Origin of the sequence: Clostridium felsineum DSM 794 (assembly GCF_002006355.2) — a bacterium.
Lineage (GTDB): Bacteria > Bacillota > Clostridia > Clostridiales > Clostridiaceae > Clostridium_S > Clostridium_S felsineum.
Genome location: NZ_CP096980.1, coordinates 64,225 through 82,613 on the forward strand (window position 1 = coordinate 64,225; position 18,389 = coordinate 82,613).

Sequence of the window (18,389 nt, forward strand, 5' to 3'; positions counted from 1 at the left end):
TGATATAATGATAATAGGTATGTATATAAGTACGTTCATATACCGTTAAATTTTTAACGATATTTTATTAATAAATAACTATATTCTTAATTTCAGGAGGATTAAAATGAAAACAATAATCTTAAATGGCACTGAAGTGCATACAGATAAAGACATCACCATCCTTGAATTAGCAAGAGAAAACAATGTAGATATCCCTACTCTTTGCTTTTTAAAGGATTGTGGTAACTTTGGAAAATGCGGTGTTTGTATGGTGGAAGTAGAGGGTAAAGGCTTCAGAGCTGCCTGTGTCGCTAAAGTTGAAGACGGAATGGTAATAAACACTGAAACTGATGAAGTAAAGGAAAGAATCAAAAAGAGAGTGTCCACACTTCTTGATAAACATGAGTTTAAATGTGGTCAATGTTCTAGAAAAGAAAACTGTGAGTTCCTTAAACTTGTAATAAAAACAAAAGCAAGAGCTTCAAAACCATTTTTACCAACAGCAGAAGAAAAATCAGCTTTAGTTGACGATAGAAGTAAGGCTATTGTGATAGATAGATCTAAATGTGTACTATGCGGAAGATGTGTTGCTGCTTGTAAAGAGCATACTGGTACATGCTCAATTCAATTTATAAAAAAGGATGGACAAAGAGCTGTAGGAACAGTGGATGATTTATGTTTTGATGATTCAAACTGTTTATTATGCGGTCAATGTGTTGTTGCTTGTCCAGTTGCTGCTTTAAAAGAAAAATCCCACGTAGAAAAAGTTCAAGAGGCACTTAATGACCCTAAAAAGCATGTTATTGTTGCAATGGCTCCATCAATAAGAACTGCTATGGGCGAATTATTTAGGATGGGCTTCGGAAAAGATGTAACAGGAAAATTATATACAGCACTTAGAATGCTTGGATTTGATAAAATATTTGATATAAACTTCGGTGCAGATATGACTATAATGGAAGAAGCTACTGAACTTCTACAAAGAATAGAAAAAGGTGGACCATTCCCTATGTTTACATCTTGCTGTCCTGCATGGGTGAGACAAGCACAAAACTATTATCCTGAATTATTGGATAACCTTTCATCTGCAAAATCTCCTCAACAAATATTTGGTACTGCATCAAAAACTTATTATCCTTCAATATCAGGAATTGCTCCTGAAGATGTTTATACAGTTACAATTATGCCATGTAATGATAAAAAATATGAAGCAGATATTCCTTTCATGGAAGTTAATGGCTTAAGAGATATTGATGCATCACTAACTACAAGAGAACTTGCTCAAATGATTAAAAATGCCAAAATTAAATTTGCAGACCTTGAAGATGGTGAAGCTGATCCTTCTATGGGTACTTACAGTGGTGCTGGTGCTATATTTGGTGCAACTGGTGGAGTTATGGAAGCTGCAATAAGATCTGCTAAAGACTTTGCTGAGAATAAAGAACTTGAAAATGTTGATTATACTGAAGTAAGAGGATTTAAAGGCATCAAAGAAGCTGAAGTTGAAATTGCTGGAAATAAATATAACGTTGCTGTTATAAATGGTGCTGCTAATTTCTTTGAATTCATGAAATCAGGAAAAATAGATGAAAAACAATATCACTTTATAGAAGTAATGGGCTGTCCTGGCGGATGTATAAATGGTGGAGGTCAACCTCACGTAAGTGCTATTGATAGAGAAAATGTTGATTATAGAAAATTAAGAGCTTCAGTTTTATATAATCAAGATAAAAATGTGCTTTCAAAGAGAAAATCACACGATAATCCAGCTATTATTAAGATGTATGATAGCTACTTTGGAAAACCAGGTGAGGGTCTTGCTCACAAGTTATTACATGTAAAATATACAAAAGACAAAAATGTTTCAAAACATGAGTAAAATAAAAAAGATGCCTAAAGGCATCTTTTTTATTTTACTCCATACTCTTTGTAATAATTGTTGATCTTTTCTTTCATTTTATCATCTATAATAACTTTACCATTAATATTTCTTTTATATAAGTAATCTACTACTTCCTCCATTGTAACAATAGAACAAGTCTTAAATGCAAACTTTTCTTTAAGTTCAGTTAAAGCGCTTTTTTCTCCCTTACCTTTTTCCATTCTATCTACTGATATTATAAGTCCCTTTACATCAACATTAGCTTGAGATTTGAGTATAGGCATAGTCTCATATACGGATGTTCCAGCTGTTGTAACATCTTCCACTATTATAACCCTATCTTCATCTTTAAGATTTGATCCAAGAAGAATTCCCTTATCTCCATGATCCTTAACTTCTTTTCTATTTGAACAATAAGAAGCATTAATTCCATACACACTATCAAGTGCCATTGCTACTGAAACACTTAATGGTATTCCTTTATATGCAGGTCCAAATAATATATCAAAATCATCTCCAAAGTTATCATATATAGCCTTGGCATAAAATTTCGCTAACTTATTTAATTCATTTCCTGTTTTATAATTTCCCGTATTTATAAAAAAAGGTGTTCTTCTACCACTTTTAGTTATGAAATCTCCAAAAGTAAGCACATTACTCTCCACCATAAATTCTATAAACTCTTGTTTGTATTGTTCCATCAATTAGCCCTCCAATTTATTTTTATTTAAAAAAATCCACATATAATTTTACTACATTTTCTAAAATTCTTAAATTTTTTATTACATCATTTTTAATTTCTAGAGAATGATTGGCTCCCTCAAATAACATTAAACTAACGCTTTTATGTTCTTTAATTGTATTTATGTAATTACTTTGAAAAAACTCATCCTTTGTACCTACTACTACAGTACATTTTCTATCTATTATATATTTTAATGTCTGCTCTATGGGAGTTAAATATATAAACTCTATATTATGTATATTAAGCTTAGAAGCTGTTAAACCAGCTATTTGAGTCCCTATACTTTTACCTAAAAAATAAATACTTTTATAATTTTTATTAATTAATCTTTTTATAATATAGGCTATCTCACTAGCTACATCTTCGGTACTAGCTTTTCCTATATCTTCCCATGAAATTTTATCTTTATAACTAATGCATAAAACATCATTGTTATTCTGAATTGCTGCCTTTTTTGCATAGTAGAGCAGCGGTTTATTATGATCATAATTTATCCCTGGAAATATTATAACAAGAGCTTTTGAATCTTCACTTGCATATAATGTTCCAAAAACTTCTTTATACTTTGATTGAAATATTTTGCTATTCAAACACATCACCCTACTTTAATAATATACTTCTTTACTTTTGAAAATCTTTATAAAGTAAACTTGGTTGAATCCCATTATTATTTTGATACTTACCACTAGAATATTTTTCGTATTCTCCTCCAACGTCATGATAATAGATTTGGCATATTTCAACACCTGGATATATTCTTATTGGTTCCACACAAAATATTTCTAATGTCCAATACCCCTTAAAACCAACGTCTCCAAATCCTGCTGTGACATGAATGAACACTCCAAGCCTTCCAACAGAGGATCTACCTTCAAGCATTGGCACATACTTGTCTGTTTCTGTATATTCTACCGTTCTTCCAAGATACAATTTTCTTGGTTGAAGTACAATCCCTTCCTCAGGAATTATAAGTTTTTTTGTACTATTTGGTTTTTTCATATCTAAAACTTCTTCATCATAAACAAGAAGTTCATTATGTAACTTTAAATTGTAGCTATTAGGATTTATTTGTTTCTCTGTAAATGGCTCTATTATTATATCTCTTCCTATATTATCTATAATTTGCTTTCCCGAAAGAATCATTTATTATTCCTCCTCAACAATATGTTCTCTATAAATACTAATTTTTATTATACCATATAAAATATTATAATTAATTATTATTTTATATGGACAATTTAGAGTTTACTACTACTGTATTTACTGATATAATAATATGGCTAAAATTACAAATAAAAATCAGGAGGTACATATGAAAAAAATAGCAGCTTTATGCTTAAGCTTATGCTTGATACTATTAACTTTTACTGCCTGTGGTTCTAAGGAAGTAAAAAAATTAACTAAAGAAGATGTAAAAAAATATACAGCACAAATGAAAAGTGACCCACTATCTGGCGATATCACTTTAAATGGAGTGAAATACTCTCTTCCTACTAAAGCTAAAAACTTGGAGGATAATGGATGGAAATATAATGATTATGCGGATAAAGGACAACCTTTGAAGGATAATTATTATGTACAAGATATTCACATGGACGATGGCACTAAAAATGAAGATACTTTTATAAATGTAACTCTTTATAACACAAGTGGTTCTACCATGAAGTTCGATGATGCTATGCTTGGAGGTATAAAAGTAGAAAAGAAAAGTGATTCATATAAAAATACTGTAGTATTGCCAAAAGGTATTACATTATCTTCTACTTATGATGATGTAATTAAAGCTTATGGTAACCCAAAAGTTGATTATATGAAAGCAGCTAGTTGGATAATATATTACAATACCGACATTGGTGAATATGGACAACAGCTTCGTATTTACTTTAACAAAACTACAAAAGTTATTGAATCAATAGAATTAAAGAATATACCTAGAAAATAAAATAAAAAAGCGTGCTTTCCAAAATTACTTTGAAAAACACGCTTTTACGTTTGGTGCGACAGGCAGGAGTCGAACCCGCAGCGCCTCGGTTCGTAGCCGAGTCCTCTATCCAGTTGAGGTACTATCGCATACTTTAAGCATTATTATATTAACACAATTTACAAAAAAAATCAAATATCTTTATTGCAAAATAAAAGGACATTTTAACAATGTCCTTTTATGGCGGAGAAGGAGAGTTTCGAACTCTCGCGCCGGTTACCCGACCTATACCCTTAGCAAGGGCACCTCTTCAACCACTTGAGTACTTCTCCACATGCTCTACTAAATAAAACCTATTAAATTAATGGCGGAAAGATAGGGATTCGAACCCTAGGTGCGGTTACCCGCACGCCGGTTTTCAAGACCGGTGCCTTAAACCAACTCGACCATCTTTCCACATAACAACATAAAATATTATATCAAATAAACTTTCAATTGTCAACAACAAATTTAAATTTATTTAAATATTTTTGTTTTACATCTTACAACAAGATTTATTATATCATCCGCTTTTTTTTATGTCAACATTTTTATTCGATTTTTATTTGTTTTTTATAACTTTTTTGGATAATCTTAAAAATGCGTTAAGTGCTGGTGAAATCCACTTGTCCTTATGATACAAAACTTGGGATATAATACCAAAACCTGGTCCTCCCCATTTTAATGGTACTAATTTTCCATCTTTTATTTCTTCCTCTACTGCAACTCTAGGCAAAAGTGTTATTCCTAATCCACTCATGGTAAACTGCTTTATAGCTTGAACGCTCCCCGTTTCAAGAACAAGCTTAGGTTTTATATTGTAACTACTTAAAATATTTTCAAATACAGCTCTATAACTACAACCCATTTCTGTTAATATAAGAGGCTCTTCTGCTATATCTTCAGGATATACAATATCTTTTTCTATAAGTGGATGTCCGGGATACGCTAAAAGCACCATAGGCTCATCAAATTCGATTTCAGATATAAATTCATTTGAATCGATTTTAGTTCCAAGCGAAAATGCTACATCTATTATATTGTCCTTTAAAAAGTGTCTAAAATCAGCACAACTTCCAAACTTTAATGAAACTTCTACATCAGGATACAATCTTCTATACTCTTTAAGTATAAAAGGAAGTCTTAAAACACAAAGGGATTCTGCAGCCCCTATAGTAAGTGTTCCACTTGGCTTTTCATCATCTATAACCACATTTTTTATTTCATGTGAAAGTTTAATCATTTGTTTTGCATAAGGCAATAATTTTTTACCTTCATAGGTCAACGTAACCTTTTTACCTATTCTTTCAAAAAGCTTTACTTGTAGTTCTTCCTCTAATATCTTTATTTGCGTTGTAACAGTGGATTGAGCATAATTAAGTACACTAGCAGCTTCTGTAAAACTCTGATATTTGCCTATTGTTATAAATGTATTTAATTGCTTAAAATCCATAACTAATTCTCCCATCAATTTTTTTGAATATATTAATCAAATTTATCAATTTTACTAATATATACACTTATGTTAGCATAGATATTATAAACAATCAAATAAATATGAGGTGGTTATTATGAAATTAAAAGTAGGTTTAATTGGTGGAACTGGAATGGTTGGTCAGCGTTTTGCTTGTCTTTTAAAAAATCATCCTTGGTTTGAAGTTACACTAATTGCTGCTAGTAAAAAATCAGCTGGACTTACTTACGAGGAAGCTGTGAAAGATAGATGGAAAATGAACGAGCCTATACCTAATAACGTTAAAAATCTTATAGTATATGATGCTTTTGATGTTGATAAGATTTCTAGTATGGTTGATTTTGTTTTTTGTGCAATTTCATTAAATAAAGAAGAAACAAAACTTCTTGAGGAAGACTATGCAAAGCATGAGACACCAGTCATATCAAATAATTCAGCTAATAGATATATGCATGATGTACCAGTTTTAATACCTGAAATAAATAGTAATCATATGTCTATAATAGAAAGTCAAAAGAAAAGACTTAGCACTAAACGTGGTTTTATAAGTGTTAAACCTAACTGCTCCATACAAAGCTATGTCCCACCTATAAGCGCTCTTTTAAAGTATGAACCTGAAGCCATTCTCGCTTGTACTTATCAAGCTATTTCTGGAGCAGGTAAAACCTTTAAGGAATGCCCTGAGGTACTTGATAATGTTATTCCTTTCATCAAAGGTGAAGAAGAGAAAAGTGAAAATGAACCTCTAAAGATATGGGGATCAATAGAAAATAATAAAATAATAAATGCTACCTCGCCTCTTATAACTACTCAATGTATACGAGTTCCTGTATCTGATGGACATTTAGCTGCTGTATTTGTAAATTTTAAAACCAAACCTTCAAAACAAGAAATAATCTCTGCATGGGAAAACTTTAAAGCTCCCGAATGTGCTTTAAACTTGCCAAGTGCTCCAAAAAAATTTCTTCATTATTTTGATGAACCTGATAGACCTCAAACAAAAGTAGATAGAAATTTTGAAAACGGTATGGGCATAACTATGGGAAGACTTCGCGAGGACAAATTATTTCAATATAAATTTGTATGTTTATCTCATAACACACTTCGAGGGGCCGCTGGTGGAGGTGTTTTAAGTGCTGAACTTTTAAAAGCACAAGGTTATTTAACATCAAAATAATATAAGGTGATAGAATTCGTTCTATCACCTTAAACTGTTTATTTTATAATATCTTTTCCCATATATTTCTTTAACGCTTCTGGAACGGTTACACTGCCATCTTCATTTTGGTAATTTTCTAATATAGCTGCAACCGTCCTTCCAACTGCAAGACCTGATCCATTAAGTGTATGAACGAATTCAGGTTTAGCTTTTGGCTCTCTTCTAAATTTAATATTTGCACGCCTTGCTTGGAAATCTTCAAAATTACTACAGCTTGATATTTCTACATACCTATTATAACTAGGCATCCATACTTCTATATCGTATTTTAACGCTGCTGTAAATCCTAAATCTCCCTTACATATTCTAACAACCCTATAAGGTATGTTTAAAATTTGTAATATTTCTTCTGCATCGTTAGTTAACTTTTCAAGTTCATCATAAGATTCTTCTGGCTTTGCAAATTTAACAAGTTCTACTTTATTAAATTGATGTTGACGAACAAGTCCTCTTGTATCTCTTCCTGCAGAACCTGCTTCTGATCTAAAACAAGCGCTATAAGCTGCAAATTTATATGGCAAATCTTCTGCCTTTAATATTTCATCTCTAAACATATTAGTAACAGGAACTTCTGCTGTAGGAATTAAGAAAAATCCATTATCTACTTTAAATGCATCTTCTTCGAATTTAGGTAATTGTCCTGTACCTGTCATACTTGTTCTATTTACCATGTATGGTGGGAGAATTTCAGTATATCCGTGCTTTTCTACATGTGTATCAAGGAAAAAGTTTATAACAGCTCTTTCGAGTCTTGCACCTAAACCCTTGTAGAAAGTAAATCTTGAACCAGCTACTTTTCCACCTCTTTCAAAATCAAGAAGTCCTAGGTTTGTTCCTATATCCCAATGTGCCTTGAAATCAAAATCAAATTTTTTAGGTTCTCCCCATTTTCTTATTTCTATATTATCTTCATCTGATTTTCCCTCTGGAACACTTGGATTAGGTATATTTGGTATTCTAAGCATTATGTATTCTATTTTTTCGTCTATCTCTGATACTTTTGCGTCTATTCCTTTTATATCATCTGAAATTTTTTTCATTTCAGCAAGTAATTCATCTGCATTTTGTCCTGACTTTTTAAGCTTAGCTATTTCTCCAGAATCTTTATTTCTCTTACTCTTTAAATTTTCTACCTCAACAAGATTCTTTCTTCTTTCCTCATCAAGACCTATAAGTTCATCTATAATAGAGACTTCAAAATCCTCTCCTCTGTTACTTAGTGCCTTTTTTACTTCTTCTGGATTTGTTCTTATTCTTTTTAAATCTAACATATTATTTTCTATTGAACTTAATCAATAGATTCCTCCTCCCAATACTAAGTATTTATATAAACATATTATTTTATCCTTAATAAATAACAACCTATCTATAAGCATACATAATGAGTTTATCACTAATGGAGAAAAATTTCAATTGAATCTGCTATATAGCTATAACTACGCTTTTTTATTGATTATAATTTAAAAACAAATGAATTACTTAAACCTTTTTATATATTTTCTATCATTTTATCTTCATATTCTTTATCTTCTACCTTTTTGTCCGTAAACAATCCCAATATGGATGTAAGCATTATTACTATTGCTGCAATTAAAAATGTTTTGCTAAAAGCTTCTGATAATTTATCATTTTTTTCATCATTAATTTTATTTATAACATTTTGTATCTCTTCTTTTTGTCCAGCCATACCTATACTTGTGACTACTGTTTCAGTTCCATCCTTTATTTTATATGATGAATTTATAAGCTTATTAGATCCATCAACTAGTTTATCACTACCATTTTTTGCATTTAGTACTCCATCCTTTAATTTTGTTGAACCATCATATATTTTATTCACTCCTCCACTGAAGTTTGAAATAGCCGTATTCATACTGCCTATTCCCTCTTGCAACTTTACAAGCTTATCTGAACTAGTTGAAAGCTTGTAAATTCCTTGTGTAAGGTTAGAAACTCCATTTTTAACTGCTCCACCATCCTGAAATTGTGCTGTAAACTTAGAAGTTCCATCCTTAAGGCTACTCGTTCCTGCCTTAAGTGCTTCACCCGAATAAACAATATTATTTTTATCTTCTTTTAATTTGCTTTCAAACTCGCCTTCATTAGAGGAAGTTGTTGCCGCTACATATATACTAACCATATTTGAAAGCATTTTAGCTTGCTGTACATATTGATTTTTAGAATTTTCATCAGCCACGTTATTAATATTATTTTTCATTATATTAAGTTCACTTTTATATTCCTCAAGTGTTCTTGAGGCTTCCGGATTACTCTTTATCATCATATATAAAGTACTATCTACAGTATTTACATAACTATTAACTCCATTAGAAACTTTTTGTGTCCCATCATTTAACTCAGTAACTCTATCGTATAAGGTAGGATTACTCTTATCATTACTTGGTGAAAATTGATTACTAAAATTTTGTGCACCAGTATTTAACGTATCTATTCCATTAATTAAAGCTGTAATACCTTGACTTCCATCAGCTAACTTTTGACTTCCATTCTTTAATTGATTTACACCATTATTAATTTGGCTAAGTCCAGAATTTAATGAATTACTTCCATTATAAATTGTAACAAGTCCACTGTTTAAACTTTTTATTCCATTATTTAAGCCAACCTCTCCAGCTATTACTTTATTGGTTCCATCCCTGAGTGCACTTGTCCCATTGTATAATTTCTCCAAGGTATTGTTATTGTGGAATACCGCATTTTTTGAAAACTCATTTTTATTATCCATCATTACTTTTTTAATTGATTTTTCAACAGCACTTTGGGACATTCCTTTTTTATCGCTTGTATTATTATCTGAATTTTTAAACTTATCATTTACTATTTTTATTAGCTCAGCTCTTACTGGCTTTATTAATTCATTTCTATTATTTATATAAGAAATAGCATCCTCTCTTATATTGTCCTTAGCTGTAGAAACATTACCATTTAATATACTTACAAGTATTGCTATTCCAATGCAACTTCCTATCTGCCTAGCTGCATTTATTATTCCCGAACCCATTCCGCTCTTTTCCTTTGGGATATATTTAACAGATGATGAAAGCGCCTGAACCGAAAAACCAAGACCTATTCCACATATAATTAAATTAACCACCATTATTCCAATTGTTGTATCAGCTCTCAAATATGATAATCTTAATATGCCAATTCCCATTACAAATATACCAACAAAATTAACAATTCTTGTACCAATTTTTTTGCTTAATATACTACCAATTGGTGTTGCAAACATAGATGTAAGAGAAACACTTATCATAATAAAAGCAGCTTTAAGTGTATCATATTCAAGTACATTTTGAAGATAATAATTAAAAATCAATAGTGGACACATAATTGCAAATCCAGTTATCATATAACATATATTTGAGGCTGTAAAAGTAAGTTCTTTAAAAAGTTTAAGCTCTACCATAGGATTTGAAATTTTAAGCTCAGCTGCAATAAATATCACTAGAGAGGCCGCAAAAGCAATAAGTAAAACTATTATAGTAGTTGAAGTCCACCCATAATCTCTTCCCTTAAGAAGTGCAAAAGTAAGTGAAAATAAACTGATAGTTATCATTATCATTCCAATCCAATCAATACTTTTAGACACTGTATTATCATAAGATTCTCCTGCAAAGAGCAATACTATAATCAAAGCTATAATAGCAAGTGGCACATTAACAAAGAAAACCGCTTCCCAGTTTACATATTTTATTAAAATTCCTCCAATGGGAGGTCCGCTAGCGGCTGCAAAACCAACTATAGCACCAGCTGCACCCACTACAACTTGCATCTTTTCTTTGCCGAATATTTCAATTCCCATAGGAAGTACTATTGGTGTAATAATAGCCCCTCCAATACCTTGTATAAATCTCATAACAATTAGGAATAAAAGTGAATTTGAAAATCCACAAAGAGCCGAACTTACCCCAAAAATTAAAAGCCCAATAATCATTAATTTTTTTCTTCCAAATTGATCTGCAAGCTTTGATGCAGTAATCATGAAAACTGCTAATGCCAAAGCATAAATTGTACTTATCCAGCTAGTATCGTTTAAACTAACCTTAAAATAATCAGTTATACTTGGGAGTGCTATATTAACAATTGTACTATCAATTACTCCAAGAAAAGCAGCTATAAGTATTCCAATAAATCCGATGTATTTTGTTTTTTTATTCATAATTCTATCCCCCCTTTAAAATATGAAACATATTTCATATTCATATTATAGTTCCAGATTTTATGAATGTCAACACAAATATGAATTCAGTTTCATATTTTATTGACATGATGTTTTTATTATATTAAAATAATTATTAGAGGTGAAAAAATGGATAAAGAAGTTCGTAAACCTAAACAAAAACGCTCAATAGAGAAAAAGGAAAGAATTATAGCTGCAGCCTGTGAACTTTTTATGAAAAAGGGATATTTTAATGTAACTACAGCTGATATAGCTAAAGCAGCTGAACTTTCAACAGGTACTGTTTATGCTTATTTTAAAGATAAAAAAGACATACTTCTAGCATACCTTTATCAAAATAGTGAATCTTATATAAATCAAATTACTAATGAACTTGAAAATTTTTCAGAAACACATGATTTTTTTATTACTGTAAAAAACATACTTAATATTTTTATACAACTCCATAAAACTTATCCAAAAAAATATCATGATGAACTTATGTCTTTAGTTTATACTGATGCTGATATAATGAAATTTTTCAAATATGTAAAAACTACACTTATGGATGCAGTTGTTTCCCAATTTAAAAAGTCAGGGATTGAATTAAAACATGAAAAAGAGCAATCTTTTTTAATGTATTCTCTTATTGAAAACATTGAAGATGAGCTTGTCTTTGATATAAATCCACATTTGAATAAGGAAGTTCTTATAGATGAATGTACTCGTGTTATTGTAGCAATGATAAAGGGCTGATAATAATGTTTTTAACTTTTAAAAAAAGGGGCTGTTGCAAAACTAAAAAATAGTTTTGCAATAGCTCCTTTGTTGTATATAAAAAATGTGAGTTCCGAAGAACTCACATTGATTGTATAATTAAATTATGAACGTAACTAAATTATACACAAAAAATTATAATCAATTTAATGATAATTTGCAACTTATATTACCATTAAATTTAGAAAACTTAATACCAGAAGATGATTCGGTTCGTTTGCTAAGCTATTTGTTGGAGGGATTAAATTATAAAAAATTGTACAAGGCGTATTCTTCCGTAGGAAGAAAATCAGCAGTTGAACCCAAAATCATGTTCAAAATAATATCTTATGCTTATTCTCAAAATATTTATTCAAGTAGAAAGATAGAAAAAGCATGCAAAAGAGATATAAATTTCAAATGGCTACTTCAAGGCTTTAAAGCACCTGATCACGCTACTATAAGTAGATTTCGAAAAAAATATCTTTCAAATGAAGTGATTGAAGATTTATTTTATCAACAAGTTAACTATTTAGCTAAAGAAAAAGAATTATTATTTGAAAATGTATTTATCGATGGTACTAAAATTGAGGCAAATGCCAACCGATATACTTTTGTTTGGAAGAAAGCTATTTATAAAAATGAAGGTAAGATGTTTGATAAAATTATTGCTCTTGTTAAAACCATTAATCTTGAAAGATTAATGAAATTCACTATTGAGAGAGAAACTTTGATTGATGATATAAACAAAATTCTTCAATGGCTTTTATTTGAAAAAGAAAAAAGAAATATAGAGTTTGTTCATGGAATCGGTAAAAGAAAAACTGCAATTCAAAAGTGGATAGAACAACTATCACAATATAAAGAAAGACAAGAAAAATATAATTTAAGTAAGAAAATATTTTCAAAAAGAAATAGCTATTCTAAAACTGATACTGATGCAACTTTCATGCATATGAAAGATGATCATATGAGAAATGGTCAATTAAAACCTGCCTATAATGTACAAATAGCAGTTGATAGTGAATATGTAACTGGTGTTGGAGTATTTGATGATAGAAATGATATAGCAACATTAATACCAATGATTACTAATATGCAAGAAAAAATTGGTCATAAATATACTAATGTGATTGCAGATTCTGGTTACGAAAGTGAAGAAAACTATTTGTTTTTAGAGTCTAATAATCAAATACCATATATAAAACCTCAAACTTATGAGAAATGGAAAAAAAGAAGTTTTAAAAACGACATCAGTAAGCGTGAAAATATGAAATATGATGTTAAAACAGATACATATATTTGTCATAATAATAGAAAATTATTCCCATCATATATTATTCATAAAAAATCTGCAAGTGGGTATACGTCTGAGGTTACTGTTTATGAATGTGAAAATTGCGATAACTGCACTTTGAAATCAAAGTGCACAAAAGCAAAGAATAACCGAAAAATGCAGGTTTCAAAGACTTTTATTAAAAAGCGTCAAATTTCATACAACAATATCAAAACTGAATTGGGAACTAAATTGAGAATGAACAGATCTATTCAAGTTGAAGGTGCGTTTGGAATTTTAAAAAGCGACTATGAATTCAAAAGATTTTTAACACGTGGAAAAAATAGTGTAAAAACTGAATTTATTTTGCTTTGTTTTGGATATAACATTAACAAATTACATTTAAAAATCCAAAATGAAAGAACTCAAAAGTATCTTCACGAATTAAAAACTATTTCCTAATTATGGAATAATATAGTTAGGTTTATTTTAGTGCGTCAAAATCTCATGGAAATTCAAATAATTAATATAGTATTTAAAATATTAGGCAATTTTATAGCTTAAACAAAAAAAGAGCATCGCTCATGATTAATTTTAATCATTTTGCGACACTCCCTTTATAAATTACACAGTGCTTTTATTAGAAGCTAAACATTCTTTAACTATACTTGATGCTGCCATTAGATAATTTTCTCTCATTTCATCTGAAACATATGGAACAGCTCCAAAAAATGTATGCCTTACATCCTCTATTCCGCAAAATTTAAATATTCCTGCATCTGCTACCTGCTTCATAGAATTATGCATACCACTTTCAGCATATGCTTCACTTGGGCTACCAGTGGTACAAATTAGAATTACTTTTTTTCCTTTTAACAATCCGTTTGCCTGACCATCTTCATGTTTATAAGCAAATCCATACGAAAATACTCTATCTATATATCCTTTTAATATAGCTGGAAATGCAGCCCACCACACTGGATATACAAAAGTGATTACATCTGCCCACTTTATATTTTCTTGTTCCTCTCTAATATCCTCTGAAACTTTTCCTTTTTGAAGATCTTCAAAGTCAGAAGGCTTTAATATTGAATCAAATCCTAATTTATATAAATCTCTAACTTTAACATTTGCACTATTTTCTTCAGACGTTTTAACAACCCTATCAACTATGCCTTTACAAAAGCTATTAGGATTAGGATGTGCAAAAATAATTAAATTGTTCATATAGAATCCCTCCTTAAGGCTATTTTGGTCATAGTTACATTAAATTATTCCTTATTAAATATATAAAAATAGTGAAGAAAATATTTTTTATTCTCTCCACCTTTTTTATATCTATATTTTATCTTTTCCTACCCATTTTCTCAAAACTTCTGGTACTATTATATTTCCATTTTTGTCCTGCATTTGCTCAAGTATTGCAGGAAGTAGTCTACTTGTTGCAAGTCCTGAAGCATTTAAAGTATTTACATATTCTACTTTGTTGTCTTCTTCCCTTCTAAACCTTATTTTACCTCTCCTCGCTTGATAATCTCGTGCGTTAGAAGCTGAGCTTACTTCCTTGTATTCATTCATGCTTGGAATCCATACCTCAATATCATAAGTTTTAGCCATAGAAGCGCTGCAATCTCCTGCTGCAAGCTTTGAAAGCCTGTAATGAAGTCCTAGCCCTTTAACCAGTCTTTCTGCTTTTTCTATAAGCTCTTCTAATGCTTTATCCGAATCCTCAGGTTTAGTATACTGGAACATTTCTATTTTATTAAATTGATGTCCTCTAATCATACCTCTTTCTGAAGCTCTATAACTTCCAGCCTCTACCCTATAACAAGGAGTATATGCAAAATATTTTTTAGGAAGTTCAGCTTCCCTTAATATTTCATCACGATGAAGATTAACCAAAGCTGTCTCTGCTGTTGGCAAAATAAACTGCATATTATCTTCCTCTTCATTATGTCCAACCTTAAAAACTTCATCTTTAAATTTAGGAAATTGACCTGCTGCCCTACCGCACTCATAGTTTAATATATGTGGTGGAAGAATGAATTCATATCCATCTTTAATATGCTCTTCTATAAAGTAATTTAAAAGAGCCCATTCTAAAATTGCACCATATCCTTTATAAATCCAAAATCCATTTCCAGATAATTTAGTACCTCTTTTATAATCAATTAAATCATGAATATTAGCAAGTTCAACATGATCTTTAGGATTAAAATCAAACTTAGGTTTTTCACCATATACATGCACCACTTTGTTATTCTCTTTACCTCCGGGAAGTACATCCTCATCAGGAATATTAGGCAGCGCCTCTAAGAATTTATCCATTTTATCTTTTATTGGTTCTAGACTTGCTTCAATTTCATTTATTCTACTTGATAACTCTTTTATATTTTGAAAAATAGAATCATCTACTTTACCTTTTTTACTTTTAATATTAGATATTTCCTTAGATGCCTCATTTTTTTTATTTTTTAAGGCTTCAACTTCATGTATTAGCTTTCGTCTTTCATCATCTAATTTAATAAGTTCAGTAAAATCAACGTCTTTCATTTTTTTTAGAAGAGCATTTTTTACCTTTTCAGTATCCCTTCTTATTAACTCTAAATCTAACATATAAATTCACTTCCAATTAATTTTTGTTTTTTTATTTAAGTTCATGTATAAAAAGACCACTTCTAAGTTTAGGTTCAAACCAAGTTGATTTAGGAGGCATTACATTATTACTATCAGCAACTCCCATTAAATCCTGTACCGTTGTAGGATACATAGAAAATGCTATTTTCATATCTGTATTTACTCTTCTTTCAAGTTCCTTAAGCCCTCTTATTCCACCAATAAACTCAATTCTATTATCTTCTCTAGGATCACCTATTTTTAATATAGGTTTAAGTAAATTATTTTGTAGAATTGACACATCAAGACTTAATACAGGATCTAATTCATTGAAGGTTCCTTTTTTTGCTGTTAGCTTATACCACTTGCCTTCAACATACATTCCAAACTGATGTCTCTTTTGGGGTCTATATGGTACTTCTTCAGTTACTTCCTCTACTTCAAAGTTTCCTTTTATATTATTGACTAATTGACCTATCGTCATTCCATTTAAATCTTTTATTACTCTGTTATAATCCATTATTGCAAGATCTTTATCTGGAAATAGCACTGATAAAAAGAAGTTAAACTCCTCTTCCCCCGTAAATTCAGGATTTTGTGCTCTTCTTTTAAGTCCTACCTTAACTGCAGATGCTGCCCTATGATGACCATCTGCAATGTAGAGCGCATTTATCTTTTTAAACAACATTTCTATTTCTTCTATTGTTTCCTCTTTATCTATAATCCACACTATATGTGATATCCCATCTTCACTTACAAAATCATATACTGGCTTATTTTCAGTTTCTTTTTCAACTATTTCATTTATTCTATTATTAGTTCTATACGTTAAAAATATAGGCCCTGTATTTGAATTACAGTAATCAACATGATTTATTCTGTCCTTTTCTTTACTTGCAAGTGTAAACTCATGTTTTTTTATAACGCCATTAATATAATCATCAATAGCAGTACATCCGACAATACCAGTCTGAACTCTTCCATCCATTACTTGCCTATATATATATAAATTTTTTTTATTATCTTTAACAAGAATTCCCTTTTCAATCATACCATAAAGATTTTCTCTAGCCTTTTCATAAACCTTTGTGCTATATTGATCTATACCTTTTTCAAAATCTATCTGTGCCTTATCTACATGAATAAATGATAATTCATTTTTTTCTCCGATTATTCTTGCTTCTTCCGTATTCATAACATCATAAGGAAGTGCAGCAACCTTCATAGCTAAATTTTCAGTTGGTCTTATAGCCTTAAACGCTCTTAATACTGCCATACTAAATCTCTTCCCTTCTTTGCTTATGTATTATAAAAGCCGCTGTTTATATAATTATCCAGCGGCATCTACTTGTGTCTCTACTTAAACATACTTTCTACTATATTTACTATTTCTTCCCCAATTCTTGCTTGAGCTTCCTTTGTTGACGCTCCAATATGTGGAGTAACTGAAACTCTAGGATTTTCTAAAAGTTCAGCACAAGGTTTAGGTTCATTTTCAAATACATCCAGTGCTGCTCCGCCTATTTTGCCATTATTGAGTGCTTTTAAAAGAGCTTCTTCAGAAACAACTCCTCCTCTAGCACAATTTATAATGAATGCCCCATTCTTCATTATTTTAAACTCATCTTCACCAATCACGTATCCTTTTTTCTTATCATAAGGTATGTGAAGTGATACAAAATCAGATATTTTCAAAAGTTCATTTATATCTTCATAAAAATCATAATTATCATAGCCCTCTGCTTTACCGCAAATATCATTATATATAACTTTCATTCCCAATGCTTCTGCTCTTTTAGCTACTTCTCTTGCAATCCTTCCGAAACCAATAAGTCCCAAAGTCTTTCCATTGATTTCAGTCCCTGTATAGGCCTTCTTCTCCCACTTACCTTGTCTCATAGTTACATTGGCTGTATTTATAAATCTTGAAACAGCAAACATATGTCCTATTGCAAGCTCTGCTACGGATGCACTACTTGCCTTAGGTGTGTTACTAACCGTAAGCCCTTTATCTCTTGCATAAGCAACTTCTATATTATCCACTCCAACTCCAGCTCTTATAACAAGCTTAAGCTTTGCCCCATTTACCGTTGCAGCATCAACAACCTCTTTTGTTACTTTCGTTGCAGATCTTACAATAAGAGCATCAAACTCTTTTATTTTTACAAGTAATTCTTCTTTATCATAGTGATCTTCTACAACCTCATAACCAAGATTTCTTAATTTATTTGCTGCATTTTTATTCATTCCATCATTAGCCAATATCCTTATCATTATATAAAAGCCCCCTTTTATA

General features: G+C 30.6%; 15 protein-coding genes and 3 tRNA genes. 5 read left to right on the forward strand and 13 right to left on the reverse strand.

Annotation, left to right across the window (positions count from 1 at the left end):
- Positions 1–106 precede the first annotated feature (106 nt).
- Positions 107–1,861, forward strand: coding sequence for a ferredoxin hydrogenase (locus CLFE_RS00350; RefSeq protein ID WP_077894246.1), 1,755 nt, complete (start codon positions 107–109; stop codon positions 1,859–1,861).
- A 29-nt stretch (positions 1,862–1,890) separates the two neighbouring features.
- Here CLFE_RS00350 and pyrE read toward each other — a convergent pair whose 3' ends face one another.
- From pyrE to dcd, 3 genes are read right to left on the reverse strand one after another with little or no spacing between them, the layout of a single operon-like run.
- Positions 1,891–2,565, reverse strand: coding sequence for an orotate phosphoribosyltransferase (gene pyrE / locus CLFE_RS00355; RefSeq protein ID WP_077894245.1), 675 nt, complete (start codon positions 2,563–2,565; stop codon positions 1,891–1,893).
- Between the two features lie 22 nt (positions 2,566–2,587).
- Entirely contained in the window at positions 2,588–3,199 is a 612-nt protein-coding gene (locus CLFE_RS00360) for an alpha/beta hydrolase (RefSeq protein WP_077894244.1), read from the reverse strand.
- Between the two features lie 31 nt (positions 3,200–3,230).
- Positions 3,231–3,752, reverse strand: a complete 522-nt coding sequence (gene dcd / locus CLFE_RS00365) for a dCTP deaminase (protein ID WP_077894243.1) — start codon at positions 3,750–3,752, stop codon at positions 3,231–3,233.
- Positions 3,753–3,921: 169 nt separating this feature from the next.
- On the opposite strand from dcd, the gene CLFE_RS00370 reads away from it, so the two are divergent.
- Entirely contained in the window at positions 3,922–4,551 is a 630-nt protein-coding gene (locus tag CLFE_RS00370; protein ID WP_077835355.1) for a hypothetical protein, read from the forward strand.
- 51 nt (positions 4,552–4,602) lie between these two features.
- Here CLFE_RS00370 and CLFE_RS00375 read toward each other — a convergent pair.
- The 4 genes from CLFE_RS00375 to CLFE_RS00390 all read right to left on the reverse strand — a co-directional run bounded on the left by CLFE_RS00375 (position 4,603) and on the right by CLFE_RS00390 (position 6,022).
- Positions 4,603–4,679, reverse strand: a tRNA-Arg gene (locus CLFE_RS00375).
- 92 nt (positions 4,680–4,771) lie between these two features.
- Positions 4,772–4,862, reverse strand: a tRNA-Ser gene (locus CLFE_RS00380).
- A gap of 33 nt (positions 4,863–4,895) precedes the next feature.
- A tRNA-Ser gene (locus tag CLFE_RS00385) sits at positions 4,896–4,986 on the reverse strand.
- A gap of 145 nt (positions 4,987–5,131) precedes the next feature.
- Entirely contained in the window at positions 5,132–6,022 is an 891-nt protein-coding gene (locus tag CLFE_RS00390) for a LysR family transcriptional regulator (protein WP_077894242.1), read from the reverse strand.
- A gap of 118 nt (positions 6,023–6,140) precedes the next feature.
- Between CLFE_RS00390 and asd the strand changes: the two genes are divergently transcribed.
- On the forward strand, positions 6,141–7,220 hold the full coding sequence (asd, locus tag CLFE_RS00395; protein WP_077894241.1) for an aspartate-semialdehyde dehydrogenase: 1,080 nt from the start codon (positions 6,141–6,143) through the stop codon (positions 7,218–7,220).
- Between the two features lie 38 nt (positions 7,221–7,258).
- Here asd and serS (CLFE_RS00400) read toward each other — a convergent pair whose 3' ends face one another.
- Positions 7,259–8,533, reverse strand: a complete 1,275-nt coding sequence (serS, locus tag CLFE_RS00400; RefSeq protein ID WP_077853024.1) for a serine--tRNA ligase — start codon at positions 8,531–8,533, stop codon at positions 7,259–7,261.
- Between the two features lie 218 nt (positions 8,534–8,751).
- Positions 8,752–11,445, reverse strand: a complete 2,694-nt coding sequence (locus tag CLFE_RS00405) for an MDR family MFS transporter (protein ID WP_077894240.1) — start codon at positions 11,443–11,445, stop codon at positions 8,752–8,754.
- 150 nt (positions 11,446–11,595) lie between these two features.
- Between CLFE_RS00405 and CLFE_RS00410 the strand changes: the two genes are divergently transcribed.
- Both CLFE_RS00410 and CLFE_RS00415 read left to right on the forward strand, forming a co-directional pair.
- Complete coding sequence (locus CLFE_RS00410) at positions 11,596–12,201, forward strand: TetR/AcrR family transcriptional regulator (RefSeq protein ID WP_077894239.1); 606 nt, start codon at positions 11,596–11,598, stop codon at positions 12,199–12,201.
- Positions 12,202–12,328: 127 nt separating this feature from the next.
- Positions 12,329–13,939: an IS1182 family transposase gene (locus tag CLFE_RS00415; RefSeq protein WP_250944600.1), complete on the forward strand. Its 1,611-nt coding sequence runs from the start codon at positions 12,329–12,331 to the stop codon at positions 13,937–13,939.
- A 162-nt stretch (positions 13,940–14,101) separates the two neighbouring features.
- On the opposite strand, the gene CLFE_RS00420 is transcribed toward CLFE_RS00415, so the two are convergent.
- From CLFE_RS00420 to CLFE_RS00435, 4 genes are all read right to left on the reverse strand, one after another.
- Positions 14,102–14,704, reverse strand: coding sequence for an NAD(P)H-dependent oxidoreductase (locus CLFE_RS00420; RefSeq protein ID WP_077895520.1), 603 nt, complete (start codon positions 14,702–14,704; stop codon positions 14,102–14,104).
- Between the two features lie 111 nt (positions 14,705–14,815).
- A complete protein-coding gene (gene serS / locus CLFE_RS00425) occupies positions 14,816–16,093 on the reverse strand; it encodes a serine--tRNA ligase (protein ID WP_077835348.1) in 1,278 nt (425 codons plus the stop codon).
- 31 nt (positions 16,094–16,124) lie between these two features.
- Positions 16,125–17,369, reverse strand: a complete 1,245-nt coding sequence (locus CLFE_RS00430; protein WP_077895519.1) for a DUF1015 domain-containing protein — start codon at positions 17,367–17,369, stop codon at positions 16,125–16,127.
- Between the two features lie 80 nt (positions 17,370–17,449).
- Positions 17,450–18,367, reverse strand: a complete 918-nt coding sequence (locus tag CLFE_RS00435) for a D-2-hydroxyacid dehydrogenase (RefSeq protein WP_077835346.1) — start codon at positions 18,365–18,367, stop codon at positions 17,450–17,452.
- Positions 18,368–18,389: the final 22 nt, after the last annotated feature.